The sequence below is a fragment of the Stenotrophomonas sp. 2201_Sma genome, assembly GCF_056486685.1.
The window spans coordinates 2,109,185-2,134,949 of the sequence record NZ_CM151329.1 but is presented as its reverse complement, the minus strand read 5'-3'; the positions used below and the strand labels follow the sequence as shown (position 1 = coordinate 2,134,949).

The following is a 25,765-nucleotide window of genomic DNA, read 5'->3' as shown; positions in this document are numbered from 1 at the left end:
CCTTCGAACCACCGCAACAGACAGATGCCAAGGGGAACCCGTTCCGTGCAGACCACCGACCACCCGCGTTCTCCCACCCCCACCCCGCCGTCCCCGTCCCGTGACCACAGCATGAAAATCAAACGATTCGTCGCCGCCGACATGCGCTCGGCCATGAACCTGGTGCGCAAGGAACATGGTCCCGATGCTGTGATCCTGTCCAACCGCCGGATCGAGGAAGGCGTCGAGATCGTCGCCGCAGCCAACTATGACGAGAGCGCGGTGCAACGCGCGCTGGAAGCCTCGCGGCGCGACGTGGCTCCGCCGCCGCCGAAACCGCGCACCGCCGCGGATGCAGTGATCGCCGCGGTCACCCGCCGCCGCTCCACGACACCGGCCCAGCAGCCGGTGACCGCCACCACATCGGCCGTGGCCGCCCTCGCCCGCGCGGCCGTCGGTGCCACCGGCCGCACCCTGGACAGTGCGGACGAGATCGTGCCCACCCGCGGCAGTTCCGGCTTCGCTGCCACCCTGGCGCGTGCCACCGTCAACGATCCGGCACTGCCGGAGCAGATCTTCGCGCCGTTCGCGAGCGCCGTCGTGGCTCCCGCACCGGCGCCCGCCAACCGCGCCCGTTTCCTGATCGACCCGCCGCAGGACGAGCATCACGAATCCCCCGCGCCGGCAGTGCTGCCGCCGCCGCTGCCGATCACCGCTGCGGCCACTGCGCAGGCCGAGTCCGTGCACCCCGAGCCGCCGTACGCGCAGGACGTTGCCGAGACCACGCCAGCCCCTGCCGCTGCCGCTGAAGCGGAGACCGCGCCGGCCCCGGCGCCGCTCCTTGCCCCGGCGCCGGTACTGACGGTGGTTGCACAGGACGATGCCGAGATCCGCCAGCTGCGCCACGAAGTGGCCGGCATGCGCCAGGTCATCGAGCGCGAGATGAACCGCTTCACCGACGAGCGCCTGCGCGGCTGCCCGGTGCGGGCAACCGCCCTGGACCTGATGGACGAGTACGGATTCGATGCCGGGCTGGCCCGCGATGTGGCCATGCAGATCCCGCTGGAAACCGAAGCCCACCGGGGCCGCGGGCTGATGCTGGGCCTGATCTCGCGCAGGCTGCCGATCGCGCCGGTCGATCCGCTGGAAGAAGGCGGCGTGATCGCTCTGGTCGGTCCAACCGGGGCCGGCAAGACCACCACCATCGCCAAGCTCGCCTCGCGCTTCGCCGAAAAACACGCGCCGCGCGACGTGGCCCTGGTCACCACCGACACACTGCGCATCGGTGCCCGCGAGCAGCTGTACGGCTATGGCCGCCAGCTCGGCATCGCGGTGCATGAAGCCAACAGCGGTACCGACCTGGACCAGCTGCTGGAGCGCCTGAAGGACTACAAGCTGGTGCTGATCGATACCGCCGGCCTGGGCCCGCGCGACCGCGCCCTGACCGCGCAGCTGCAGTGGCTGCGTGCCGCCCGCCAGGTCCGCACTCTGCTGGTGCTGCCGGCCAATACCAGCTTTGGTGACATGGACGAGGTGGTGCGCCGCTTCGGCGCGGCCAACCTGCAGGGCCTGGTGCTGAGCAAGCTGGATGAAACCGGCCGCTTCGGCAACGCCCTGTCAGTGGCGGTAGACCACGCGCTGCCGATCACCTGGGTGACCGATGGCCAGGACGTTCCGGACGACCTGCACCGGGCCAGCGCGGCCAATCTTGTACTTCGCCTTGAAGATTTGCGCCGAGCGGCCGATATGCCCTGCAACCCGGAGTTGAACCATGCCGTCGCGTGAGTACGCCAAGCTGACCAAGACCTTCCCGCTGTCGGCCACCCGCAGCGAGCCGCTCGGCCCTGTGCGCACCATCGCCGTGACCGGCGGCAAGGGCGGCGTCGGCAAGACCAACGTCTCGGCCAACCTGGCCGTGGCGCTGGCCGGCATGGGCAAGCGCACGCTGCTGCTCGACGCCGACCTGGGTCTGGCCAACATCGACGTGATCCTGGGGCTGAATCCCACCCACACCCTGGCGGATCTGGTCGCCGGCCGCTGCTCGCTGGAAGACGTGATCGTCGAAGGTCCGAACGGCGTGCTGGTGGTGCCGGCCGCGTCCGGTCGGCGGCACATGGCCGAGCTGGCCCCGGCCGAGCACATCGGCCTGGTGAACGTGTTCTCCGAACTGGAACGCGAGCTGGACATCATGGTGGTGGACACCGCCGCCGGCATCACCGACGGCGTGCTGACCTTCTGTCAGGCCGCACAGGACACGGTTGTCGTGGTCTGCGACGAACCGGCCTCGATCACAGACGCCTACGCACTGATCAAGGTGCTGTCGCGCGAGCGCGGCGTGGACCGCATCCAGGTGGTGGCCAACATGGTGCGCGACCCCAACGAGGGCCGCGTGCTGTATGAAAAGCTGACCCGGGTCTGCGAGAAGTTCCTTGCCGATGTCTCGCTGAACTACCTGGGCTGCGTGCCGCAGGATGACTGGCTGCGCCTGTCGGTGCAGCGCCAGCAGCCGGTGGTGAAGGCCTATCCATCCAGCCCGGCGGCGCTGGCGATCACCGAGATCGCCCGTCGCACCGCCCGCTGGCAGGCCCCCACCGAGCCACGCGGTGGCGTTGAATTCTTCCTCGAGCGCATCCTCAAGCAACGCGGGGTGGCAGCATGAAAGGCGCGGCCCAGTACAGGGAAGTCCAGCGCTCGGCGGCGACCGAGGTCATCGCCCAGCACTCGGACCTGGTGCGGCGCATCGCCCATCACCTGGCCGCACGCCTGCCGGCCAGCGTCGAAGTGGACGACCTGATCCAGGCCGGCATGATGGGCCTGATCGAAGCCTCGCGCAGCTACGACGCCGACCAGGGTGCCTCGTTCGAGACCTATGCCTCGATCCGCATCCGCGGCTCGATGATCGACGAGATCCGCCGTGGCGACTGGGTACCGCGCTCGGTGCATCGGCGCGCCCGCGATGCGGCCGCCACCATCCGCCGCCTGGAGCAGACCACGGGCCGTGCAGCCAGTGCCACCGAGGTGGCGGCGGCCATGGACATGCCACTGCCCGAATACCTACGGCTGATGGAGGACGCCTCGCGCGGCCAGGTGCTGAGCCTGGAGTCGCGCATCGAAGACCAGGGCGAGCTGGACACCGTCGCCCAGGGCGGACCCACACCGCAGCAGGTCCTGGAACGTGGCGAATTCGGCCGCGAACTGGGCAAGGCCATCGGCCATCTGCCCGAACGCGAACAGCTGGTGCTCTCGCTGTACTACGAGCAGGAGCTGAACCTGAAGGAGATCGGCGCGGTGCTCGGCGTGAGCGAATCGCGCGTCTGCCAGATCCACGGCCAGGCCGTGCTGCGCCTGCGCGGCCGGCTGAAGATCTTCGAGGCTGCGGATGCCGGGCTTGAAGAATGAACATGCCTGCGGCGGCCACGGCCACCGCGGGCGACTGAACAACAAAGGAACTCCGCTTTGAACAAGAACATGCGCATCCTGATCGTCGACGACTTCTCGACCATGCGTCGCATCGTCAAGAATCTGCTGGGCGATCTGGGCTTCACCAACACCGCCGAAGCCGAGGACGGGCATGCCGCACTGTCGATGCTGCAGAGCCAGCCGTTCGACTTCGTGGTCACCGACTGGAACATGCCGGTGATGACCGGTATCGAACTGCTCAAGGCGATCCGCGCCGATGCCAAGCTCAAGACCCTGCCGGTGCTGATGGTCACCGCCGAGGCCAAGCGCGAGCAGATCATCGAAGCGGCGCAGAGCGGCGTGAACGGCTACATCATCAAGCCGTTCACCGCGCAGACGCTGGAAGAGAAACTGGGCAAGATCTTCGAACGCCTGGCGGCCAGCGCCTGATGGACGCCACGGTCGACAAGAACGCTCTCGCCCTGCGCCTGCAGGAAGCCCTCGACGCGCTCGAATCCGGCGACGAGAGCGCCTGGCGCCAGCGCATCGACGCCCTGGTGGCCGCACGCACGCAGCCGATGATGAGCGGCCTGTCACGGCTGGCCCGCGAACTGGGCCAGGCCCTGGGCGAACTGCCGACCGTCCCCAGCGAGGCGGGCGAGCTGGACGACGCCTGCGCGCGCCTGGACCATGTGGTGGCGATGACCGAACAGGCCACGCACCGCACCCTGGACCTGGCCGAAGAGTGCCGCAGCCTCACCGAACAGCTGCGCGCCGAAGGCCTCCAGCCGGGGCAGGATGCGCAGCTGGAACGCATCCGCCACAACCTGACCGAGATTGCCCTGACCCAGAGCTATCAGGACCTGACCGGACAGATCATCCGTCGCGTGGTCGGCATCGTCCGCCGCGTGCACGAAGGCTTTGGCGCGCTGGGCCTGCCACCGGAGCAGCATCGCACCGATCCGGCGCTGGCCGGACCGGCACTGAAGGGACTGGACCGCCACGCGGTCTCTCAGAACGACGCCGACGACCTGTTGTCGGACCTGGGACTGTAAGCATGAGCGCGGTATCCGACGACATCACCGCCGATTTCATCATCGAGGCACAGGAAATCCTGGATCGCCTCGGCGAACAGCTGGTGTCGCTGGAACAGGCGCCGCAGGACGCCGACCAGCTCAACGCCGTGTTCCGTGGCTATCACACGCTCAAGGGCGGCGCCGGCTTCCTCGGCATCACCGCCATGGTCGAGCTGTGCCATGCCGCCGAAGAGGCACTGGGCGCCGCCCGCGCTGGCCAAGCGGTGCTGCAGCCGCATCACTTCGATGCCGCACAGCAATCACTGGACTACCTGCAATCGATGCTGGATGCCGTGTCTTCCGGCAACGAACCCGGCTATGCCCCGCCGGACCTGATCGCCCAGTTCGACGTGCACGGCACTGCTGCGCCGGCTGCTGTCGCCCCCACAGCAGCCGCGCCCGCTGCCGGTGACCTGATCACCGACGACGAGTTCGAGGCCCTGCTCGATCAGCTGCACGGCAGCAACGCCCCCACCGCGGTGGCGACGCCGGCCAAGGCCGACGATGGCCTGATCAGCGAGGATGAGTTCGAAGCCCTGCTTGACCAGCTGCACGGCGGCGCCGCCCCGGGCGCGAAACCCGTGACTGCCCCGCCGGCGCCTGCACTGCCCGCACCGCGCCCCGCGGCCGCCGCGGTCAAGCCCGCGGCCAACAAGCCGGTGGCCGAGGCCGAGCACACCGTGCGCGTGGATACCAAGCGGCTGGATGCGATCGTCAACCTGATCGGCGAGCTGGTGCTGTCGCGCAACCGGCTCAAGACCCTGCGTGCGCGCCTGCGCGACGAGGAACTGGACCGCGCCGTGTCGACCCTTGACATCGCCACCGCGCGCCTGCAGTCGGCAGTGATGCGCACGCGCATGCAACCGGTCGGCAAGGTGTTCTCGCGCTTCCCCAAGGTCGCCCGCGATGTTGCCCGCTCGCTGAAGAAGGAAGTGGACCTGGAGCTGGTCGGCGCCGAAACCGAGCTTGACCGCAACCTGGTCGAGGCCCTGGCCGACCCGCTGGTGCACCTGGTCCGCAACGCCATCGACCATGGTGTGGAGATGCCCGATCTGCGCGAAGCACAGGGCAAGCCACGCATGGGCCACGTGCGTCTGTCGGCCCAGCAGGAAGGCGACTACGTCAGCATCGAGGTGCAGGACGATGGCGCCGGCATCGATCCGGAAAAACTGCGCGCGAAAGCACGCGAAAAGGGCTTGATCGACCCGGAGGCGGCGGCCCGGCTGAGCAGCGAGGAATGTCTGCACCTGGTGTTCCTGCCCGGCTTCTCCACCAAGCAGCAGGTGACCGACATCTCCGGCCGCGGCGTCGGCATGGATGTGGTGCAGTCGCGCATCCGCGAGCTCAGTGGGCAGATCCAGATCCAGTCGGAACTGGGTCGGGGCAGCCGCTTCCTGATCCGCGTGCCGCTGACCCTGGCGATCCTGCCAACCCTGCTGGTGCAGGCCGGCGAGGACGTCTATGCGCTGCCGCTGGCGCGCGTGATGGAAGTGCTGCATGCACCGCGCACCTCGCTGGGCTGGTTCGATGGCCGGGCGGTGCTGGATCGTCGCTCGCACACCCTGCCGCTGGTCGATCTGCGCCAGTGGCTGGATGTGACGCCGGCCGCCTCGGCGCTGCTCACCATCGTGGTGCTGCAGGCCGGCGAGGCGCGCTTCGGCCTGGTCGTGGACCAGGTCCGTGGGCGCGAGGAAGTGGTCATCAAGCCATTGCCGAAGGCCCTGCGCGGCCTGCGCGGCTACGCCGGTGCGACGCTGATCGGTGATGGCCGGATGGCCCTCATCCTCGACGTGGATGGCCTGCGATGACGCTCGCCGGGCCATGCCTGGCGAACCAGAAACTGTGACTACCGTCTGTACGCGATCGACCGGTGTCTCAAGTCCCATTCACACACGCCGATACCGGACCCATGGATAGACTCAGCCTCATCGGACTCTTTCTCGCCCTGGCCTCGCTGGTCGGCGGCAGCATCCTCAAGGGCGCCGGACTGGCGTCCCTGTGGTCGCCTGCGGCGTTCGTGATCGTCATCGTCGGCACCATCGCTGCGATCCTGCTGCACACCGCACCCGCCGTATTCAGGCACGCCTTCCGGATCGTACGCTGGGTCGTGCGCCCGCCGCACAGTGATCGTCGCGAGCTGATCCAGCAGATCGTCGAGTGGAGCAACATCGCCCGCCGCCAGGGCCTGCTGGGCCTGGAAGCGCAGGTGGAAGCGCAGCAGGATCCGTTCCTGCGCAAAGGCCTGCAGCTGCTGGTCGACGGCGTCGAGCCCGAATCGATCCGGCACATGCTGGAGATCGAGCTGGGCAGCCAGGAACACCGTGACCAGGCCGCTGCCAAGGTCTTCGAGGGCATGGGCATCTATGCGCCGACGCTGGGCATCATCGGTGCGGTGCTGGGCCTGATCGCCGTCATGAAGAACCTGGCCGACCCCAGCAAGCTGGGGCATGGCATCGCCGCCGCCTTCACCGCCACCATCTACGGCATCGCGTCGGCCAACCTGCTGTTCCTGCCGATCGCCGCCAAGCTGAAGGGGGTGATTGCCCACAACAGCCGCGACCGCGAGATGGTCATCGAAGGCCTGATCTCGATCGCGCAGGGCGAGAACCCGCGGAACATCGAAACCAACCTGTCCGGCTTCCTGCACTGACATGGCCCGCCGCAGACACCACGAAGAGCACGCCAACCATGAAGCATGGGCGATCCCCTATGCCGATCTGATGACGCTGCTGCTGGCCTTCTTCGTGGTGATGTATGCGATCTCCTCGATCAACGAAGGCAAGTACCGGATCATGGCCGATGCGCTCACCGATGCCTTTGGTGGCGCGCCGCGCACCATCAATCCGGTGCAGGTCGGCAACAAGCAGGTGCAGGGGGGCGGCTGGGACAGTCCTTCGGTGATCAAGTCCGGCACCAAGATCGGCCCGTCCGCACCGGCACCCTCGCACGACCCTACCCTGCTGCCGGCCATGGCCTCGCAGATGCGCATGCCGGTCTCGGTGCACGACCAGCAGCAGATCGCCCGTGCCGAGCGCCAGCTCAGCAGCATCGCCGACCGGTTGACCGCCGCGCTGTCGCCGCTGATCGAGCGCGGCATGATCAGCGTGCGCCGCACCGAGCTGTGGATCGAAGTGGAGATCAACAGCGACATCCTGTTCCCGACCGGCTCGGCGGCGCTGGACGTGCACGCGCGCGGCACGCTGTCCAGCCTGGCCGGTGTGCTGCGCGACGTACCCAACAGCGTGCGGGTGGAAGGCCACACCGACAACGTGCCGATCGCCACCGCCACCTTCCCCTCCAACTGGGAACTGTCGGCCGCGCGGGCCGCCAGCGTGGTCCACCTGTTCGCCGACCAGGGCCTGCAGCCCTCGCGTCTGGCCATGGTCGGCTACGGCCAGTTCCGCCCGCGCGAGGACAACGACAGTGCGCAGGGTCGCAACCGCAACCGGAGGGTGATGGTCATCATCCTGGCCGATACCTCGCACTCGGTCGACCCGCTGGGCCAGCGCCTGAACGCCGCCAACGGCGCGGCCGACCCGTCCGCCGGGCCTGCGGCAACACCCGCCACAGTGCCCTCCCCGTCCCCCATCGCACCGGTGCAGTTGCCACCGGTGCCGGCTGGCAGCCGTGTCGGCGCCGCCGCTCCCCCGGCAATGAAGGAGTAAACCCATGCGCATCTGGGCAGTCGCCAACCAGAAGGGCGGAGTCGGCAAGACGACGACCACCCTGGCCCTCGGCCGCAACCTGGCCACGCAGGGCCATCGCGTGCTGCTGATCGATCTTGATCCCCACGCCTCGCTCAGCCGCGCCTTCGGCGTGCCGGTGGACCCGCCACCGACCGGCGTACTTGAGCTGTTCAGCGCACCTCCGGCCGAGCTGTCCAGCCTTTGCCACACCAGCAGCCTCAGCGGCCTGGACTACGTCTGTGCACAGCCGGCACTGGCCACGCTGGAGCGCCGCAGCGCCAACCAGCCGGGCCTTGGCCTGGCGCTGCAGAACGCGCTGGCACGGCACCAGGGCCAGCACGACTACATCCTGCTGGACTGCGCGCCCACACTCGGCCTGCTGATGATCAATGCGCTCGCGGCAGCGGACCGCCTGATCATTCCGACGCAGGCCGAGCCGCTGGCACTGCACGGGCTGGACGGCATGGTGCGCACCGGTGAGATGGTCGAGCGCTCGCGCCGGCGCCCGCTGCCGATCTCGATCCTGCCCACCCTGTTCGACCGCCGCACCCGCACCGGCAACGAATCACTGCGCAGCATGCAGGACCGTCACGGCGCACGCGTCTGGGAGGATGCGATTCCGATCGACACGCGGGTCAGCAACGCGGCCGGCCTGACCCTGCCGAGCGTCGGCGAGGACTATCCCGGCCGCGGGCTCGCGGCCTACCGTCGCGCGCTGAACTGGATCCTTGGCGAGGATGCGCGCGCGCTGGAGCAGGCCGCATGAACACCACCGGCGTGCTGGACGACTATCTGGACGAGCTGCTGGGCGAAGCGATCGCCCCGGTGGCGGCCAGCCCCGATGCAGGCAACACGGCGCTTCCGGCGGCGATCGCCGAACGCGAGCCGACCTGGGACGATCTGCCCGATGAGGTGATCTACGAGACCGACGGCGCGGAAAGCCCGTTGCTGGCCCACACCGACAGCCCCGCGCTGCAGGCTGCCTTCGAGGCCGCCGCCAGCGGCGACGGGGTGGATCCGGTGGCGCCCGCGCGGATCGTGCCCCCGGCACCCGCCGCTGCGCCGCCGGCAGCGGCTGCACCGCCGCGTGTCGCCCTCGAAGCACCCGCCGCCAGCCGCCCTGCCAGCTGGCAGGAACTGCAGGCGCAGGCCCATCGACCCGCCAACAGCCCGCATCCGCAGCACCGCCGCGCGAACGAGCGCACCTCGCGCTGGCTGCGGATGCGCTGTGGCAGCCAGGCCTATGCACTGGAACTGCTGAAAGTGCAGGAAGTGGTACTGCCGGTGCCCCTGCTGCCGCTGCGCGGCACTGCGCCGGCGATGCTGGGGATCATGAACCTGCGCGGCCAGGTGGTGCCCGTGATGGACCTTGGGCTGCACCTGGGCGCAGCGGCGGCCGAGGACGACGCACAGACCCGCATCGTGGTGCTGGAGGAAGACGGCGAGACCATCGGCCTGCGCGTCTCGGCCGTGGAAGACGTCGCCAATCTCACTGATTCGCAGATCGAGCCACCGGATACCGCCCGCATCTGCCAGATCTCCAACGACCTCTTCCGTGGTGTGGCCCGCGTCAGCCAACGGCCGATGATCCTGCTCGACGCCACCCGCCTGCTCAACTGAGGCGGGGGCCACGCGTTGCCCGGGCCCGTCGGAACGGGCACGCAGGGCCTCACCGCCCCCTAAAGAACCCCTGGCGGGTGCCGATATGGATGACGGAACCGTTTGTCCGGAGCAACGATGAGCACTGTCGAACTGGGTGAGGATCTCGGCATCGAGACCAGCACCGAGCTCAAGAACCGCCTCGCCCCGCTGGTAGCGCAGGTTGGCGAGCTGACCCTGGATGCAAGCCAGGTCGGCCGCGTCCACACCGCCGCCGTGCAGGTGCTGTGTGCATTCGTGCAGGCACGCCGCGAGGCGGGCCTGGACACCGGCTTCCACGGTTGCACTGCAACCTTCCGTGACGCCGCGCGCCTGCTGGGCGTCACCCAGGCCCTGGGCCTGGACGTACCCCATGACAACCTGAAATCTGTGGAGAACGCTGCATGAGCGCACGTATCTTGGTGGTGGACGATTCGGCGTCGATGCGCCAGATGGTGTCCTTCGCCCTCACCTCGGCCGGTTTTGCCGTCGAAGAAGCTGAAGACGGCGCGGTCGCGCTCGGCCGCGCGAAGGGACAGCGCTTCAACGCGGTGGTCACCGACGTCAACATGCCGAACATGGACGGCATTGCGCTGATCCGCGAGCTGCGCCAGCTGCCGGACTACAAGTTCACGCCGCTGCTGATGCTGACCACCGAGTCCGCCGCCGACAAGAAGTCCGAAGGCAAGGCCGCCGGCGCCACCGGCTGGCTGGTCAAGCCGTTCAACCCGGAACAGCTGGTCGCTACCGTGCAGAAAGTGCTGGGCTGATCGCCCCGCACCGTTCCCCTTCTTCGCTTCCGGATCACCACTGCATGAGCATGGACCTGCAACGCTTCCACGCCACCTTCTTCGAAGAGAGCCGCGAAGGCCTCGACGCGATGGAGGCCGGCCTGCTGGCCCTGGAGTCGGGGCAGCAGGACGCGGAGATCATCAACTCGGTGTTCCGCGCCGCCCACTCCATCAAGGGCGGTGCCGGTACGTTCGGCTTCGATGCCATCGCCGCGCTCACCCACGTACTGGAAACGCTGCTGGACGAGCTGCGCGCCGGCAAGCGCGCGCTGGAAGGCCACGCGGTCGATGCGATGCTGTCGTCCGTGGATGTGCTGCGCGCCCTGCTGCGCGAGGCCGAGCACGGCCAGGCGGCCGATCCGGCGGCCGTCGCCGCGGTGAAGGCGCGGCTGGAGGCAGTGCTGTCCGGCCAGCCGGCAGCCAGCGCCCCGGCCGCGGCTGCCGCCGCAGCACCGGTGGACGATACGCCCGAAGCCTGGCAGATCGGCTTCACCCCCGCGCCCTCACTGTTCATGAGCGGCAATGATCCGCTGCGCATCATCCGCGAACTGGAACATCTCGGCTCGCTGCAGGTCGCTGCGCGGCTCGAACGCCTGCCCGGCTTCGCCCAGCTTGACCCTCTCGAAGCCCATCTTGCGTGGGACCTCGGCCTGGTCGGCAAGGTGCCGCGCAGCAAGATCGAAGACACCTTTGCGTGGGTGCTGGACGACTGCGAACTGGACATCCGTCCGGCCGCGCCGCCGAGCCTGGCCACCCGCGCCCCCGATACAACAGCCAACGCCCCTTCCACGCCCGTTGCTGCAGTACCCCCCGTTGCCGCCGCCCCTGCCGCCAGTGGCACCCCTGGCACCAGCCAGGATGCGGAAACCTCGATCCGCGTCAGTGTCGACAAGGTGGACGCGCTGATCAATCTGGTCGGTGAACTGGTCATCACCCAGGCCATGCTCAAGCAGGTCTCGCATGCGCTGGATCCGGTGCTTGCCGAGAGCCTGTTCGCCGGCCTGGATCAGCTCGAACGCAACACCCGCGACCTGCAGGAAGCCGTCATCGGCGTGCGCATGCTGCCGGTCGACGCCGTGTTCCGCCGCTTCCCGCGCCTGGTCCGCGACCTCTCCACCCGCCTCGGCAAGCAGGTCCGCCTGCGCACCATCGGTGAAGGCACCGAACTGGACAAGGGCCTGATCGAGAAGATCGCCGATCCGCTCGTCCACCTGGTCCGCAACTCCATCGACCACGGGCTGGAAATGCCGGACGTGCGCAAGGGCGCAGGCAAGGACGAGACCGGCACCATCACCCTGGCGGCGTCGCACCAGGGAGGCCACATCGTCATCGAAGTCAGCGACGACGGACGCGGCCTGGATCGCGCCAGGATCCTCGCCAAGGCGGCCGAACGCGGCCTGAGCGTGCCCGACAATCCCACCGACTCGCAGGTCTGGGACCTGATCTTCCAGCCGGGCTTCTCCACCGCCGACGCCGTCACCGATCTCTCCGGGCGCGGCGTGGGCATGGACGTCGTCCGTCGCAACATCCAGGCACTGGGCGGTGAAGTACAGATCGAAAGCAGCCTGGGCACTGGAACGCGTACCCTGATCCGGCTGCCGCTGACCCTGGCCATCCTCGACGGCATGACCGTGGCGGTGGCGGGCGAGACGTTGATCCTGCCGCTGGCCTATGTGCTGGAAGCCCTGCAGCCGCAGCCGGAGGACATCCGCAGCATGGCCGGCGAAGGGCGCGTGCTGCGCGTGCGTGGCGAGTACCTGCCGATCCTGTCCCTCAGCGAGTACTACGGGTACGGCGCCCGCATGCCCGGCAGCGAATCGCTGGTGGTGGTGGTGGAAGGCGACGGGCAGAAGATCGCACTGGAAGTGGACGAACTGGTCGGTCAGCAGCAGGTCGTGGTCAAGAACATCGAGAACAACTACCGGCGTATCGGCGGCGTGTCCGGCGCCACCATCCTCGGCGATGGCCGCGTTGCACTGATCGTCGACATCGGTGGGCTGGTGCGCTCGCTGCGCGTGCCGCAGGCCGCCTGAGTCCGAGCGCAGGTGATCCAGGGCCGCCGCCCCACACGGGCGGCGGCTTTCGTTTGTGTGCAGCCCGGTAGCAAGGCGAGTGTGCGCCTCCCGCTCCATTTCGTGAACTCCGTCGGCCCACGGCGCCGCAGGAAACCACCCGCGTGCAGGCCGGAACACGGCCCCTGCAACGCGTCCGCGCCGCCGTCCCTACGCATCCGGATGTGACGCCCATCCATAAAGTCCGCCGGCCGTGCGCCGCTATCTCGCAGTGACAGTCGTGACCGGACTCGCATCGGCTCCGGTTCACGCTGCACTCCCCGGCCGGCGCGCACGCCCGCCACTCTGCCCACCTGGAGCACCTGCATGAAGTGGTTCCACGATCTGCCCATCGCCCGCAAGCTGGCCGTGGGGTTCACCCTCACCACCCTGATGACCCTGCTGCTGGGTGCGTTCGCACTGTTGCGCCTGAGCCAGGCCAACGACCAGCTGGGGGCGATGGCCAGCAACGATATTCCGTCGGTGCAGCATCTGGGCGAAGCCCGCTCGCAGCTTGGTGAATTCCGTACCTACGAGCTGGCCCAGCTGACCATGCTGGACCAACCGGACAAGGTGGCCGACTACAACAAGCGCATGGACGCCACCGCCAAGGCCGTACGCGATGAACTGGCGGCCTATGCCGCCTTGCCGGCCCAGGACAAGGAACGCGAACTGTATCGCGCCGCCTCGGCGCAGGTGGATCGCTACTTCGCCGCCAACAAGGCCATGCGTGACGCAGTGGCCGCCGGCGACGGCATCATGGCGCAGCAGATTTCCGACGAGCAGTCGCGCCCGGCACGGCGTGAACTGTTCGACGCCCTGAAGGCACTGGGTGCCCACATCGCCGGCCTGATGGACGCGCGGATCGCCGATGCCAACGCCACGCATCGCGCCAGCATGATCGCCATCATCGGCTGCATCGTACTGCTGTCGTTGCTGGCCGCCGCGCTGGCCACGGTCATCTCGCGGGCCGTGACCGGTCCGCTCGGCAAGGCCGTGCAGGCCATCCAGGCAGTCGCCCGCGGTGACCTGAGCGTCAGCACCCGCGCCACCAGCAACGACGAGGCCGGCCAGATGCTGTCCGCCACCGCGGAAATGACCGCAATGCTGCGCCGTTTCTCCGAGCAGACGCAGCTGATGGCGCAGATGCATGCCGGACCGGATATCAGCCATCGCATCCCGGAAGACTTCCCGGGTGTCTACGGCCAGCTCGCCAGCGGCATCAATACGGTCATTTTCGAGCACCTGGACGCGATCCGCGATGCGATCGACGTACTCAACCAGTATGCCGTCGGCAATCTCGCACCGGACGCGCGCCGCCTGCCCGGCAGCCGCGCCATCCTGCATGAGTCGATGGATGCGGCCAAGTCCAGCCTGCTGGCGATCAATACGCAGATCCAGCAGCTCGCGGCCGCAGCCGCCGCGGGCGACTTCAGCCAGCGCGGCGACGCACAGCGCTTCCAGCATGATTTCAAGGTGATGATCGATCACCTGAACACCATGATGGAAGTCGCCGACAGCAATCTCGGCCAGCTCTCGCAGCTGCTGCAGTCGATCGCTGCCGGGGACCTCACCGCGCGCATGGACGGGCAGTTCAACGGCGTGTTCGCACGGATGCGTGACGATGCCAATGCCACCGTCACCCAGCTGACCCGCATCGTTGGCCAGATCCAGGCCAGCGCCTCCAGCATCACCCTGGCCGCCGGCGAAATCGCCTCGGGCAACAACGACCTGTCGCGCCGTACCGAACAGCAGGCCGCCAACCTGGAAGAAACTGCCGCCTCGATGGAGGAGCTGACCTCCACCGTGCGCCAGAACGCCGAGCACGCCCGCCAGGCCAACCAGCTCGCCATCGGTGCCCATGGCGTCGCCTCCCAGGGCGGCGAAGTGGTCGGCCAGGTGGTCACCACCATGTCCGCCATCGAAGCCTCCTCGAAGAAGATCGCCGAGATCATCAGCGTCATCGACGGCATCGCCTTCCAGACCAACATCCTGGCCCTCAACGCCGCGGTCGAGGCCGCCCGTGCCGGTGAGCAGGGCCGCGGCTTTGCGGTGGTCGCCAGCGAAGTGCGCACCCTCGCCCAGCGCTCGGCCGCCGCCGCCAAGGAGATCAAGGGCCTGATCGACGACTCGGTGGGCAAGGTCGCCGATGGTTCTGCGCTGGTGCACAAGGCCGGCGCCACCATGGGCGAGATCGTTGCCTCGGTGCAGCGCGTAACCGACATCATGGCCGAGATTTCCGCGGCCTCGCAGGAACAGAGCGCCGGCATCGAGCAGGTCAACCAGACCGTGGTGCAGATGGACGAGACCACCCAGCAGAACGCCGCGCTGGTGGAGGAAGCCACCGCCGCTGCGCGGGCAATGGAGGAACAGGCTGTGCAGCTGGGTGAGGCCGTGGCCCGCTTCCGCCTGGAGTCACAGAACGAAGCACCGCTACCGGCGGTGGTCGTGGCGGCGCAGCGCAGAACGCCAGCGGCAGTTCCAGCGGCCAGGCCGGCCCCCCAGCGCGTCGCACGCGCCGCGGCGGCGCAGCCGGCGCTGGCACTCGACGGCGACTGGCAGGAGTTCTGACCTCATCGGAACCGGGACGCGTCGGATTCCTGCACACTGGCAGGGATCCGACCCTCGACCGGCCCGGTCTGATCGCCGTGACTCCTCGCCGGTCGTCGCAACGCATCACAGTTCCAGCGTTGCCCCGGCCAACTGATTGAATTTTTCTTCAGGTTCAGCCGCCGCTCGCCGCTAACGGGACACGGTCCTACGCGAGCCAGCGATGCCAGCCAGCAACGACCCCGACCCGATACCGGTACAGCGTGGGCGAATGCTGGCCGGCGTGCTGCTGCTCGCTGCGTGGCTCGGATGGACCCTCGCCGCGCTGTGGGCGCAGGCCGATGCTTCACAGCCACCGGCCGGCCGCTGGCGCGCCGCGGACGTGCTGGCGCAGCTGTCGCCCGCCGTGCTTGCCGCCAGCCACCAGCATCCCCTGCTGCTGCGGCAGTCCATCGTCTGTGGCTGCGCCCCACCGGCGCGCACACCCGACGGCATCGATCTGCGGGAGGCCCGCACGCCGCTGCCCTTCGAATGGCTGGTGCTGTACCAGCAGCGCCTTGTCTATGCCGGGCCCTCCCTTCTCGACGCGGGCTGCGGCGGCCGTCCGCTCGCAGCCGCTCCACTGGTTGCGGGGCTGCTGCGCAATGCACAGGCGCCCGTGATCCTTTCCCATCATTGCCCATGCCACAAGGAGTAGCGCATGCATGCCTCCACCCGTAATACCGCCGCGCCGACCGGTCAGCCGACACCGCCTTACCTGCGCACGCTGGCCGCGGGTGCCGACCGCCTGTTCCTGCTGGTCAGTGCAGGGCTGGTCCTGGCCTCGCTGGCACTGGCCGTGCGCCATGGGCAATGGACACCGTGGCTGCTGGTCGCACTGCCTGCGCTGCTGGTCAGCGCGGTGCAGGTCCACCTGCAACCCGGCAGCCGCCTCAGCCGCTGCACGACAGCGCTGGCGTGGATGGTGCTGTCGGCCACCTTGATCCACCAGACGCACGGACAGCTGGAGACCCACTTCACGGTCATCGTGCTGATCGCACTGCTGCTGTACTACCGCGACTGGCTGCCGATCGTGGTGGCCGCCGTGGCGATCGCCGTGCATCACGTGCTGTTCTTCGCCCTGCAGACGCGCGGCCTGCCGTACCCGGTATTCGCCGCCGGCAGTGGTCTGGGCGTGCTGGTCCTGCACGCCCTGTACGTCACCATCGAGGCCGGCCTGCTGTCGGTGATGGCCGTCCAGATGCGCCGCCAGCTTCTGCTGCTCGGCCACGACCCGCAGCAACTGGCACACCTGGCACGCGGCCTGGCCGACGACCAGCCCCTGCCCGAGGCGCTGCATGCCAGCCAGTTCCCGCAGGACTCGCTGGCCGCCGCCCTGGTCCAGGCCAGCACCCGGCTGCTGCAGCGCCGCCAGCGCGAGCTGGCGGCCGGTGGCGAATCGCTGCGCATCCGCAGCGCGCTGGACGATGTCACCACCAACGTGATGATCGCCGACCGTGACCGCAACATCGTCTTCGTCAACCGTCCACTGCAGAAAATGCTGGCCGCCGCCGAAGCCGACCTGCGCCGTGACCTGCCACAGTTCAGCGCCGCCGATCTGCTGGGCCGCAACATCGACATCTTCCACCGCAATCCGGCCCACCAGGCCACCCTGCTCGACCGCCTCAGCGGCACCTACCGCACGCAGATCCGCGTCGGCGGCCGGGCCCTGCAGCTGATCGTCAATCCGATCATCGGCGACGACGAACAGCGCCAGGGATTCGTGGTGGAGTGGGCCGACCGCACAGCCGAGATCGAGGTCGAAGAAGAACTCGGCCATATCGTCGATGCCGCCGCGCAGGGCGACTTCAGCGGCCGCGTCGGCACCGCCGGCAAGGAAGGCTTCTTCCTGCAGCTGGCGGAACGCCTCAACGGCCTGCTGGATGCCAACGCACGCAGCATCGAGCAGATCTCGCAGCTGCTGTCCTCGCTCTCGCGCGGCGACCTCACCGTGCAGATGCAGGGCGACTTCCACGGCGTTTACGCCCGCATCCGCGACGATGCCAACACCACCATCGCCGAGCTGACCCGCATCGTCGGCAGCATCCAGGCCGCCTCCAGCCGCCTCACCGGCGCTGCCGCCGGACTGGCGCAGGGCAATGGCCACCTGGCCAGCCGTACCGAACAGCAGGCGGCCAGCCTGGAGGAAACCGCCGCCACCATGGAGGAGTTGACCGCGACGGTGCGCCAGAACGCGGGACATGCGCGGCAGGCCAACCAGCTGGCCACCGATGCGGCCGACATCGCCGGCGAGGGGCGCACGGTCGTCGGCCAGGTGGTCACCACCATGTCCGCCATTGAAGCCTCCTCGAAGAAGATCGCCGAGATCATCAGCGTCATCGACGGCATCGCCTTCCAGACCAACATCCTGGCCCTCAATGCCGCGGTCGAAGCCGCCCGTGCCGGTGAGCAGGGCCGCGGCTTTGCCGTGGTCGCCAGCGAAGTGCGCACCCTCGCCCAACGCTCGGCGGGTGCTGCCAAGGAGATCAAGGGCCTGATCGACGCCTCTGTCGGCAAGGTCAGCGATGGCGCTGCACTGGTGCAACAGGCCGGCAGCACCATGCAGCGGGTCGTGGCCGCGGTGCAGCAGGTGAACCAGATCATGGGCGAGATCTCGTCCGCCTCGCAGGAACAGAGCATGGGCATCGAGCAGGTGAACCAGAGCATCGCGCAGATGGACGCCAGCACCCGCCAGAACGCCACGCTGGTGGAGGCGTCCACCGCGGCCACCCACGGCATGGCCGAACAGGCACAGCTGCTGGCGGCCGCGGTAGCGCGCTTCCACCTGCACGGAGGGGACGACAATCCGGCGGTGATGCAGCGTGTGCGGCAGATCGCCGGTATCGAGGAATGATGCCTTCGGCCCATTCCTTCGATCCCGGCCCGGCCGATGGAAGGTGATGAAACTCACACTTCATAATCCGGCGCGGTGGCCGATATCCCCATCGAGCCACGCGCCGGCGCGCGCAGGCGCCCGCCCCTGACCACAGATTCCATGTCCGACGGCAACGACACAGCAGTGCACGATGTCCATGCGGCCGACGCCGCGGATGAACGCTTCCTGGTCCGTAATCCGCGCCAGCTGCGGCAGCTGCTGCGCTCGCTGATCGAGCAGCGCTCCCTGATAAACGCGCATATCGACGGCCGCGATCGCTCGTTCCCGACCGCGCTGTTGGAACTGGACGAGGACGAGGACGTGCTGCTGATCGATGGCAGCCCGCAGGAGGCGTCCAACCGGGCAGCCGAGCAGGCCGATCATGTGCTGTGTTTCGCCCAGCTTGAGCGCGTGCTGGTGCGCTTCCGTCTGCAGGGGCTGCAGCGCGTGGACAACGACGGCCACGTCGCCTTCCGCGCTGCGCTGCCAGAGGAACTGATGCATCTGCAGCGGCGCGAACTGTACCGGCTGGAGACCCCCATCACCGACTCGCCCCAGCTGCTGCTGCCGGCTGCGGACGGACGCCCCGAGGCGTTGTCGATGCGCGTGGTGGACATCAGCGGCGGTGGCCTTGCCGTCGCGGTGCCCAGCGACTGCGCCGTGTTCGGCCTGCAGCAGCGCTACGCGGCGGTGCTGTCGCTGTCGGATGGGCCGGATCTGGATATCGAACTGGTGGTCTGCAACCTGCTGCCGCAGCGCCAGCCCAACGGAACCGAAATCAAGCGCGTGGGGATGCGCTTCGACAGCCTGCCTCGCGGTGGCGACAGCGCCATCCAGCGCTACATCTTCCGGATCGACCGCCAGCGCAAGGCACGCCGGAACGGAGAGATGTAGCTGGCGCCGGCCGTGGCCTGGCGCCATCCGGTCCTCACCAGACGGGAATGTCCTGTCACGGCCCTGCCTAAAGTCCCCCCGCGCGGGGCCGATATCGAGCCTGACACCGGGACTTCCGGCAGAACCAGGACCCCTCGATGAACGACCAGACCCGCTCCGCCGCCAGCGCCGGCGGCGAATTCCTCAGCTTCACGCTCGGCGCCGAGCATTACGGCGTGGATATCCTCAAGGTGCAGGAAATCCGCGGCTACGATGCCGTCACCCGGGTGCCGGACGCACCGGATTACATCAAGGGCGTGATCAACCTGCGCGGCACCATCGTGCCGGTTATCGACCTGCGCCTTAAGCTGCGCCTGGAAAACGCGCGCTACGACGCCTTTACCGTGATGATCGTGCTCAATGTCGATGACCGCGTGGTCGGCATCGTGGTGGACAGCGTCTCGGACGTCATCCCGCTGTCGTCCGAACAGATCCGCCCGACCCCCGAATTCGGCGCTGCGGTCGATACCCGGTTCATCTCGGGCATCGGCACCCAGGACGACCGCATGCTGATCCTGCTGGACATCGAGACCCTGCTGGACAGCGCGGACATGGGCCAGCCGGCCCTGCTCGAAGACGCCGCCGCCTGAGTCTGCGTACCGCTTCACGTTGCTGTCACGAAACCCTTCAGTTCCCTGCGGCGGTGCCGATAGGGGGACAGAGGCCGGCCGCGCGGGAACGCGTACCACCGGCAAAAAACCATCACCCTCCCGGAGAACCACCCCGATGAAGTCCCTGCTCGCGCTCGTTTCGGCTGCCGCCCTGGCCACCACCGCGTCGTCCGCCCTCGCCCAGTCCTCGGACATGATCCCGCCGGAACTGGCCCCGCGCTCGGTGGGCAAGGACGGCATGGTCTGCGGCAAGGTCGAGAAGGCCCGCTTCGCCGAAGGTTCCGAAGGCCAGCCGACGTTCCTGTACATGGGCGGCGCCTTCCCGCGCCACACCTTCTCGGCGCGCATCGCCGGTGAAAACCGCAGCAAGTTCTCGTTCCCGCTGGAAACGCTGGAAGGCAAGACCGTGTGCGTGATCGGCAAGATCCAGCGCGATGCCTCGCGCGCCGAGATCGAAGTCAGCTCGCCGGCCGGCCTGAAGCTGGCCAACATCAAGTAATCCGCTGTCCGTCGCAGTCACGCCGGTCCTGGTGCCGGCGTGGCCGCCGCCGCAACCGGGCCCGATGCCCGTGCGCGTCTGCCTTAGGAGATCGCAACGCCCATGCCTTGGATCAACAACCTGAAACTGATGCCGAAGCTGATGGTGACCTTCGGCGTCATCCTGCTGGTGATGCTGCTGCAGGGCATCGTCGCCTATCGTGGCCTGCATTCGCTGAACAACGTCACCACCGAGTTGGCCGGTTCGCGCATGGAAAGCATCCGCCTGGCCGGCGAGATGCGCGGCATGCTCGGCGAGTACCGCAACAGTGCCTACCAGCAGCTGATCCGTGCCAGCGATGACGTCAAGGCCGACGCGCGCAAGCAGGCTGCCGCGCTGCGTACCAGCATGGACAGTTCCATCAAGGACTATCCGAAGCTGGTGGACAACGCCCAGCAGAAGAAGCTGTTCGACACCTTCGCCAAGGACTGGAAGGACGCCCTGGCCTCCTACGACAGCGTCACCGAGATGCTGGAACTGGACCTGCCGGACGACGCCATCGATACCTTCGTCGGCGAGACCCGCACCAAGCACCGCAAGGCCGCCGCGGCGCTGGAAGCCCTGATTGCCGAAGACAACCGCCTCGCACGCGCCTCGCGCGAACAGGCCGAATCCACCTATGCCGCTTCGTCCGTCCTGACCGTGATCGCCCTGCTCGGTGGCGCCGCACTCGGCCTGGTGCTGGTGTGGCTGTTCGCCCGCGCCCTCGTCGGCAGCGTGCGTGGTGCCGTCTCGGTGGCCAATGATGTCGCCGGCGGCAAGCTCGACGGTCACATCGATGTCAGCCGCCAGGATGAAGTGGGCGAACTGATGCAGGCCATGCAGCGCATGCAGCGTGATCTGCGTGAGCGCATCGAGACCGACCAGGCCATCGCCCGCGAGAACCTGCGTATCCGGACCGCGCTGGACTACAGTTCGACCGGCGTCTACCTGACCGATGCCAACAACACCATCGTCTACAGCAACCGTGCCCTGCAGCAGACGTTGAGCCAGTACCAGGACGATGTGCGCCGCGACCTGCCTGACTTCGATGCACAGGACTCGCTGATCGGCAAGCCGGTCACGGTGCTGGAACACCGTGGCGAGATGGACCCGTCCCTGCTGGCGAACCTCAAGCAGCACGGCGTGGCCCGTCGCCCGATGCAGTACGGCGATGCCCAGTTCGCCCAGGTCGTGTCGACCATCCGCAACGAGGACGGCGACACCGTCGGCTGCGTGGTGGAATGGCGTGACCGTACCCAGGAAGCGCAGGTCGAGGCCGAAGTGGCCCGGGTGATCGCCCGCGCCGCCGCCGGCGATCTGTCCGGCCGGATCGAAACCAGCGACAAGGAAGGCTTCTTCCTGCAGCTGGCCCAGCAGATCAACGGCCTGCTCGACGCCAACGCCGGCAGCATCGAACAGATTTCCGGCCTGCTCGCCGCGCTGTCGCAGGGTGACCTCACCGTGCGCATGCATGGCGACTACCAGGGCGTATTCGCTCGCATGCGTGACGATGCCAATGCCACTGCCGCGCAGCTGAGCGAGATCGTCACCCGCATCAAGCAGTCCAGCCGGGCAATCAGTACTGCCGCCGGCGAGATCGCCTCCGGCAACAACGATCTGTCGCGCCGCACCGAACAGCAGGCCGCCAACCTGGAAGAAACTGCCGCCTCGATGGAGGAACTGACCTCCACCGTGCGCCAGAACGCCGAGCACGCCCGCCAGGCCAACCAGCTCGCCATCGGTGCCCATGGCGTCGCATCCCAGGGCGGCGAAGTGGTCGGCCAGGTGGTCACCACCATGTCCGCCATCGAAGCCTCCTCCAAGAAGATCGCCGAGATCATCAGCGTCATCGACGGCATCGCGTTCCAGACCAACATCCTGGCCCTCAACGCCGCGGTCGAGGCCGCCCGTGCCGGTGAACAGGGCCGCGGCTTTGCGGTGGTCGCCAGCGAAGTACGCACCCTCGCTCAGCGCTCGGCCGCTGCCGCCAAGGAGATCAAGGGCCTGATCGACGACTCGGTGGGCAAGGTCGCCGATGGTTCTGCACTGGTGCACAAGGCCGGCGCCACCATGGGCGAGATCGTTGCCTCGGTGCAGCGCGTAACCGACATCATGGCCGAGATTTCCGCGGCCTCGCAGGAACAGAGCGCGGGCATCGAGCAGGTCAACCAGACCGTGGTGCAGATGGACGAGACTACCCAGCAGAACGCCGCGCTGGTGGAGGAAGCCACCGCCGCTGCGCGGGCCATGGAGGAACAGGCAGGCCATCTGAGTGAAGCGGTTTCCATCTTCGTGCTCGATGAAGCCGAAACCGTGGTCGCGCCCCGCGTCGCCGCCCCCGCCCCGCGCACCGCTGCACCCGCCGCCCCGGCGCCGGCTGCACCGCCGGCCCGCCGCAGCAGCGGCGGTCGCCCGATGGCCGCGGAACTGGCCGACGGAGACTGGCAGGAGTTCTGATTCCTGCCTGACCTGACGCACGACAACGCCCTGGCCCTGCGCCGGGGCGTTTTCGTTTACGGGGTATCTGATTGTCCAGCCAACGGCGAAGCCCCTCGGAGTGGCCGCGGAGAGCTGCGGATTTCCTTCGTTTGGGCCAGGAGGGTGGGTCGCGCAGGGGACGCCGTGAATACGTCCCTGTAGGCTCGGGCGCGCCATCCATGGCGCTTACGCCCCTGCGCAACCCACCCTCCCGGCCACGGACAGTTTCCGTGCGCGTCCACCCCGGATTGAAGAAAGAAAGCAAAAAGCAAAAGCCAGGCCACTTCGGGGGTCAGATCCGTTTTCCGCAGGAAAACGGATCTGACCCCTCTTTCCACTTGGAAACCCAACGCCTTTGCCGGCCGCCGAAGTGAAGCCCTGGCGGGCCGGGTCGGGGTGGGCAGGCAGGACCGTTGGCGCCATGGATCGCTTCCGGGGTCAGATCCGTGTTCCGCGGGAAAACAGATCTGACCCCTCTTTCCACTTGGAAACCCAACGCCTTCGCCGTCCGTCGAAGTGAAGCCCTGGCGGGCCGGGTCGGGGTGGGCAGGCAGGACCGTTGGCGCCATGGATGGCGCCATCGAGCCCCCATGGATGGGTTCACGGCGTGTCCTGCCTGCCCACCCCGACCCGGCCAATCCATGACACCCCATCGCCATGACCTGCCGTTGCCGTTGCCGTTGCCGTTGCCGTCGCTTCAAAAGCCTGCCACAGGCAGCGCCACAGCCGCCGCTGCAAGGAAACCTGAATGCGTTCCGGCACTCCACCTCAATCCCGCGCGCCCGCGGCCGATAACGGGGGTGTCATGGTGTATTCCGCCGTGGCCGGCTCGGCGCCGCCCGCCTGCTTCAAACTGGTCCTGCTCGATGAACCTCATGCATCGCTGGCAACACTACTTCAGCAATCTCTCCGTCCGGCGCAAGCTCAATCTGCTCACGCTGCTCATCGCGCTGGGCGTGGTCGCGCTGTCGGTGATCGCCGCCCGCATGCAGTACCTCGACCTGACTGAAACGCGCAAGACCTCGCTGAAGACCCAGGTCGAACTGAGTTACGGCATTGTCCAGCACTACCACCGCCTGGCCGGTACCGGCGAACTCAGCGAAGAGGCAGCCAAGGCCGCCGCACTGCAGGCGCTGGAGAGGATGCGTGCCGAGAACGACACCTACTACTACAACGTCTACGACACCGGCTACCGGGTACTCATGCACCCGTTCCGCAAGGACCTGGTCGGCAAGGACATGAAGGATTTCCGCACCGATGAAGGGGTGCGCATCTATTACCAGCAGGTCGAGGCAGCCAAGGCCGGGGGCGGCTTCGTCGACTACCGCTGGGCCAAGCCCGGCAGCGAAGGCACCGTCGGCAAGATCGCCTATGCCGGGCTGTTCGCGCCGTGGAACTGGGTCATCAGCAGTGGCGTCTACACGGACGACGTGCAGAAGCAGGCCCTGGTGTTCACCACGATCATGGCGATCTCCGGTGGCGTGGTGGTTCTGATCGTGCTGGCCTTGAGCTGGCTGATCGGCAACCGCATCGCGGTACCGTTGAAGCAGGCTACGGCCGTGGCCGAAGGCATCGCCGCTGGCAGACTGGACAGCCATATCGGCCCGCAGCCGCATGACGAGCCCGGCCGCCTGCTGGATGCGATGTCCGCCATGCAGCGGCAGCTGCACGCCGTGATCGGCGGCCAACGCGAGATGGCACGTCGCCACGACGCCGGTGAACTCAGCTACCGCATCGATGCCAGCGCATTCCCCGGCGAGTATGGGCTGATGGTGCAGGAGACCAATGCGCTGGTCGGCGGCCACGTGCAGACCCTTCATGATGTGCTCGATGTCGTCCAGCAATACGCCATCGGCGATCTGAGCCGTGATATCGCCCGCTACCCGGGCGAGAAGGCGGCAATGACCCATGCCGTTGATACCGTCAAGGACAACCTCGGCCGCATCAATGCCGAGATCAAGCAGCTGGCCGGCGCCGCCGCTGCCGGTGACTTCAGCCGTCGCGGCGACGCACAGCGCTTCGATCACGATTTCCGCACCATGCTGGAAAACCTCAACGCGATGATGGCAGTCAGCGATGAGAACCTCGGCAAGCTGTCACAGCTGCTGTCAGCCATCGCCGAAGGCGACCTGACCGCCCGCATGCAGGGCGACTACCAGGGCGTGTTCGCACGGATGCGTGACGATGCCAATGCCACCGTCACCCAGCTGACCCGCATCGTTGGCCAGATCCAGGCCAGCGCCTCCAGCATCACCCTGGCCGCCGGCGAAATCGCCTCGGGCAACAACGACCTGTCGCGCCGTACCGAACAGCAGGCCGCCAACCTGGAAGAAACCGCCGCCTCGATGGAGGAACTGACCTCCACCGTGCGCCAGAACGCCGAGCACGCCCGCCGGGCCAACCAGCTCGCCATCGGTGCCCATGGCGTCGCCTCCCAGGGCGGCGAAGTGGTCGGCCAGGTGGTCACCACCATGTCCGCCATCGAAGCCTCCTCGAAGAAGATCGCCGAGATCATCAGCGTCATCGACGGCATCGCCTTCCAGACCAACATCCTGGCCCTCAACGCCGCGGTCGAGGCCGCCCGTGCCGGTGAGCAGGGCCGCGGCTTTGCGGTGGTCGCCAGCGAAGTGCGCACCCTCGCCCAGCGCTCGGCCGCCGCCGCCAAGGAGATCAAGGGCCTGATCGACGACTCGGTGGGCAAGGTCGCCGATGGTTCTGCGCTGGTGCACAAGGCCGGCGCCACCATGGGCGAGATCGTTGCCTCGGTGCAGCGCGTAACCGACATCATGGCCGAGATTTCCGCGGCCTCGCAGGAACAGAGCGCGGGCATCGAGCAGGTCAACCAGACCGTGGTGCAGATGGACGAGACCACCCAGCAGAACGCCGCGCTGGTGGAGGAAGCCACCGCCGCTGCACGGGCGATGGAGGAACAGGCCGCGCAACTGGCCGATGCCGTGGCGATCTTCCGCCTCGACAACCAAGTGGCCGCCGCAGTGAAGGCGGTGGCCGCACGGGTGGAACCAACGGTGACCGCCAACACGGCACGCGCGCATGCGCCGGCCGCGCCGGTCCGCCGCGCCCACACTCCCCCCGTCGTCGCCAGCGACTGGCAGGAATTCTGAGAACCCGCGGTGGCTGC

Annotated in this window: 20 protein-coding genes and 1 pseudogene; all 21 read left to right on the top strand. The window is 67.9% G+C overall.

Annotated features, from left to right (window positions below):
* The first annotated feature begins 111 nt into the window (after window positions 1-111).
* The 21 genes and pseudogenes from flhF (at window position 112) to ACZLIF_RS09865 (ending at window position 25,748) form a co-directional block, all read left to right on the top strand.
* Entirely contained in the window at window positions 112-1,764 is a 1,653-nt protein-coding gene (gene flhF, locus ACZLIF_RS09965; protein ID WP_478462596.1) for a flagellar biosynthesis protein FlhF, read from the top strand.
* Window positions 1,751-2,638, top strand: a complete 888-nt coding sequence (locus ACZLIF_RS09960; protein ID WP_053520065.1) for a MinD/ParA family ATP-binding protein — start codon at window positions 1,751-1,753, stop codon at window positions 2,636-2,638. Before flhF ends, ACZLIF_RS09960 begins: the two co-directional genes overlap by 14 nt.
* Window positions 2,635-3,378 carry an RNA polymerase sigma factor FliA gene (locus ACZLIF_RS09955; protein ID WP_053520064.1) on the top strand — a complete coding sequence of 248 codons (744 nt, stop codon included), beginning with the start codon at window positions 2,635-2,637 and terminating at the stop codon, window positions 3,376-3,378. The genes ACZLIF_RS09960 and ACZLIF_RS09955 overlap by 4 nt, the downstream gene beginning before the upstream one ends.
* A 57-nt stretch (window positions 3,379-3,435) precedes the next feature.
* Window positions 3,436-3,828 (top strand): chemotaxis response regulator CheY, encoded by a 393-nt coding sequence (gene cheY / locus ACZLIF_RS09950; RefSeq protein WP_053520063.1) that lies wholly within the window; start codon window positions 3,436-3,438, stop codon window positions 3,826-3,828.
* Window positions 3,828-4,433, top strand: a complete 606-nt coding sequence (locus ACZLIF_RS09945) for a protein phosphatase CheZ (protein WP_053520062.1) — start codon at window positions 3,828-3,830, stop codon at window positions 4,431-4,433. The genes cheY and ACZLIF_RS09945 overlap by 1 nt, the downstream gene beginning before the upstream one ends.
* A 2-nt stretch (window positions 4,434-4,435) precedes the next feature.
* Window positions 4,436-6,262 carry a chemotaxis protein CheA gene (locus ACZLIF_RS09940; RefSeq protein ID WP_461287887.1) on the top strand — a complete coding sequence of 609 codons (1,827 nt, stop codon included), beginning with the start codon at window positions 4,436-4,438 and terminating at the stop codon, window positions 6,260-6,262.
* A gap of 101 nt (window positions 6,263-6,363) precedes the next feature.
* Window positions 6,364-7,104 carry a flagellar motor protein gene (locus tag ACZLIF_RS09935; protein WP_053520060.1) on the top strand — a complete coding sequence of 247 codons (741 nt, stop codon included), beginning with the start codon at window positions 6,364-6,366 and terminating at the stop codon, window positions 7,102-7,104.
* Between the two features lies 1 nt (window position 7,105).
* Complete coding sequence (motD, locus tag ACZLIF_RS09930; protein WP_053520059.1) at window positions 7,106-8,119, top strand: flagellar motor protein MotD; 1,014 nt, start codon at window positions 7,106-7,108, stop codon at window positions 8,117-8,119.
* 4 nt (window positions 8,120-8,123) lie between these two features.
* The gene (locus ACZLIF_RS09925) at window positions 8,124-8,906 is read left to right on the top strand and encodes a ParA family protein (RefSeq protein ID WP_128990565.1); all 783 of its coding nucleotides are present in this window, start codon (window positions 8,124-8,126) and stop codon (window positions 8,904-8,906) included.
* A gap of 419 nt (window positions 8,907-9,325) precedes the next feature.
* Window positions 9,326-9,760 (top strand): annotated as a pseudogene (locus ACZLIF_RS09920) (chemotaxis protein CheW); the annotation flags it as partial.
* A 117-nt stretch (window positions 9,761-9,877) separates the two neighbouring features.
* A complete protein-coding gene (locus tag ACZLIF_RS09915) occupies window positions 9,878-10,186 on the top strand; it encodes an STAS domain-containing protein (protein ID WP_053520056.1) in 309 nt (102 codons plus the stop codon).
* Window positions 10,183-10,548: a response regulator gene (locus ACZLIF_RS09910; protein WP_005409521.1), complete on the top strand. Its 366-nt coding sequence runs from the start codon at window positions 10,183-10,185 to the stop codon at window positions 10,546-10,548. The genes ACZLIF_RS09915 and ACZLIF_RS09910 overlap by 4 nt, the downstream gene beginning before the upstream one ends.
* A 44-nt stretch (window positions 10,549-10,592) precedes the next feature.
* Complete coding sequence (locus tag ACZLIF_RS09905) at window positions 10,593-12,602, top strand: chemotaxis protein CheA (protein ID WP_053520424.1); 2,010 nt, start codon at window positions 10,593-10,595, stop codon at window positions 12,600-12,602.
* A 345-nt stretch (window positions 12,603-12,947) separates the two neighbouring features.
* On the top strand, window positions 12,948-15,191 hold the full coding sequence (locus ACZLIF_RS09900; protein ID WP_478462593.1) for a methyl-accepting chemotaxis protein: 2,244 nt from the start codon (window positions 12,948-12,950) through the stop codon (window positions 15,189-15,191).
* Window positions 15,192-15,393: 202 nt separating this feature from the next.
* On the top strand, window positions 15,394-15,867 hold the full coding sequence (locus ACZLIF_RS09895) for a hypothetical protein (RefSeq protein WP_128990761.1): 474 nt from the start codon (window positions 15,394-15,396) through the stop codon (window positions 15,865-15,867).
* 3 nt (window positions 15,868-15,870) lie between these two features.
* Window positions 15,871-18,063: a methyl-accepting chemotaxis protein gene (locus ACZLIF_RS09890; protein WP_128990759.1), complete on the top strand. Its 2,193-nt coding sequence runs from the start codon at window positions 15,871-15,873 to the stop codon at window positions 18,061-18,063.
* 141 nt (window positions 18,064-18,204) lie between these two features.
* Window positions 18,205-18,978, top strand: coding sequence for a flagellar brake protein (locus tag ACZLIF_RS09885; RefSeq protein ID WP_053520423.1), 774 nt, complete (start codon window positions 18,205-18,207; stop codon window positions 18,976-18,978).
* A 137-nt stretch (window positions 18,979-19,115) separates the two neighbouring features.
* On the top strand, window positions 19,116-19,607 hold the full coding sequence (locus tag ACZLIF_RS09880; protein ID WP_053520422.1) for a chemotaxis protein CheW: 492 nt from the start codon (window positions 19,116-19,118) through the stop codon (window positions 19,605-19,607).
* A gap of 136 nt (window positions 19,608-19,743) precedes the next feature.
* On the top strand, window positions 19,744-20,127 hold the full coding sequence (locus ACZLIF_RS09875; RefSeq protein ID WP_053520421.1) for a hypothetical protein: 384 nt from the start codon (window positions 19,744-19,746) through the stop codon (window positions 20,125-20,127).
* A 102-nt stretch (window positions 20,128-20,229) separates the two neighbouring features.
* Window positions 20,230-22,605, top strand: a complete 2,376-nt coding sequence (locus ACZLIF_RS09870) for a methyl-accepting chemotaxis protein (protein ID WP_164153061.1) — start codon at window positions 20,230-20,232, stop codon at window positions 22,603-22,605.
* Window positions 22,606-23,492: 887 nt separating this feature from the next.
* Window positions 23,493-25,748 (top strand): methyl-accepting chemotaxis protein, encoded by a 2,256-nt coding sequence (locus tag ACZLIF_RS09865; protein ID WP_478462592.1) that lies wholly within the window; start codon window positions 23,493-23,495, stop codon window positions 25,746-25,748.
* The last annotated feature ends 17 nt before the right edge of the window (window positions 25,749-25,765 follow it).

Bases quoted from the DNA above. Each gene is read 5' to 3' on its own strand.
- ACZLIF_RS09940 (WP_461287887.1), top strand. From the start codon at position 4,436: ATGAGCGCGGTATCCGACGACATCACCGCCGATTTCATCATCGAGGCA.
- ACZLIF_RS09955 (WP_053520064.1), top strand. From the start codon at position 2,635: ATGAAAGGCGCGGCCCAGTACAGGGAAGTCCAGCGCTCGGCGGCGACC.
- ACZLIF_RS09890 (WP_128990759.1), top strand. From the start codon at position 15,871: ATGCATGCCTCCACCCGTAATACCGCCGCGCCGACCGGTCAGCCGACA.
- flhF (WP_478462596.1), top strand. From the start codon at position 112: ATGAAAATCAAACGATTCGTCGCCGCCGACATGCGCTCGGCCATGAAC.
- ACZLIF_RS09880 (WP_053520422.1), top strand. From the start codon at position 19,116: ATGAACGACCAGACCCGCTCCGCCGCCAGCGCCGGCGGCGAATTCCTC.
- ACZLIF_RS09900 (WP_478462593.1), top strand. From the start codon at position 12,948: ATGAAGTGGTTCCACGATCTGCCCATCGCCCGCAAGCTGGCCGTGGGG.
- ACZLIF_RS09875 (WP_053520421.1), top strand. From the start codon at position 19,744: ATGAAGTCCCTGCTCGCGCTCGTTTCGGCTGCCGCCCTGGCCACCACC.
- ACZLIF_RS09915 (WP_053520056.1), top strand. From the start codon at position 9,878: ATGAGCACTGTCGAACTGGGTGAGGATCTCGGCATCGAGACCAGCACC.
- ACZLIF_RS09945 (WP_053520062.1), top strand. From the start codon at position 3,828: ATGGACGCCACGGTCGACAAGAACGCTCTCGCCCTGCGCCTGCAGGAA.
- ACZLIF_RS09870 (WP_164153061.1), top strand. From the start codon at position 20,230: ATGCCTTGGATCAACAACCTGAAACTGATGCCGAAGCTGATGGTGACC.
- ACZLIF_RS09960 (WP_053520065.1), top strand. From the start codon at position 1,751: ATGCCGTCGCGTGAGTACGCCAAGCTGACCAAGACCTTCCCGCTGTCG.
- ACZLIF_RS09925 (WP_128990565.1), top strand. From the start codon at position 8,124: ATGCGCATCTGGGCAGTCGCCAACCAGAAGGGCGGAGTCGGCAAGACG.
- ACZLIF_RS09905 (WP_053520424.1), top strand. From the start codon at position 10,593: ATGAGCATGGACCTGCAACGCTTCCACGCCACCTTCTTCGAAGAGAGC.
- ACZLIF_RS09895 (WP_128990761.1), top strand. From the start codon at position 15,394: ATGCCAGCCAGCAACGACCCCGACCCGATACCGGTACAGCGTGGGCGA.
- motD (WP_053520059.1), top strand. From the start codon at position 7,106: ATGGCCCGCCGCAGACACCACGAAGAGCACGCCAACCATGAAGCATGG.
- ACZLIF_RS09910 (WP_005409521.1), top strand. From the start codon at position 10,183: ATGAGCGCACGTATCTTGGTGGTGGACGATTCGGCGTCGATGCGCCAG.
- ACZLIF_RS09865 (WP_478462592.1), top strand. From the start codon at position 23,493: ATGAACCTCATGCATCGCTGGCAACACTACTTCAGCAATCTCTCCGTC.
- ACZLIF_RS09935 (WP_053520060.1), top strand. From the start codon at position 6,364: ATGGATAGACTCAGCCTCATCGGACTCTTTCTCGCCCTGGCCTCGCTG.
- ACZLIF_RS09885 (WP_053520423.1), top strand. From the start codon at position 18,205: ATGTCCGACGGCAACGACACAGCAGTGCACGATGTCCATGCGGCCGAC.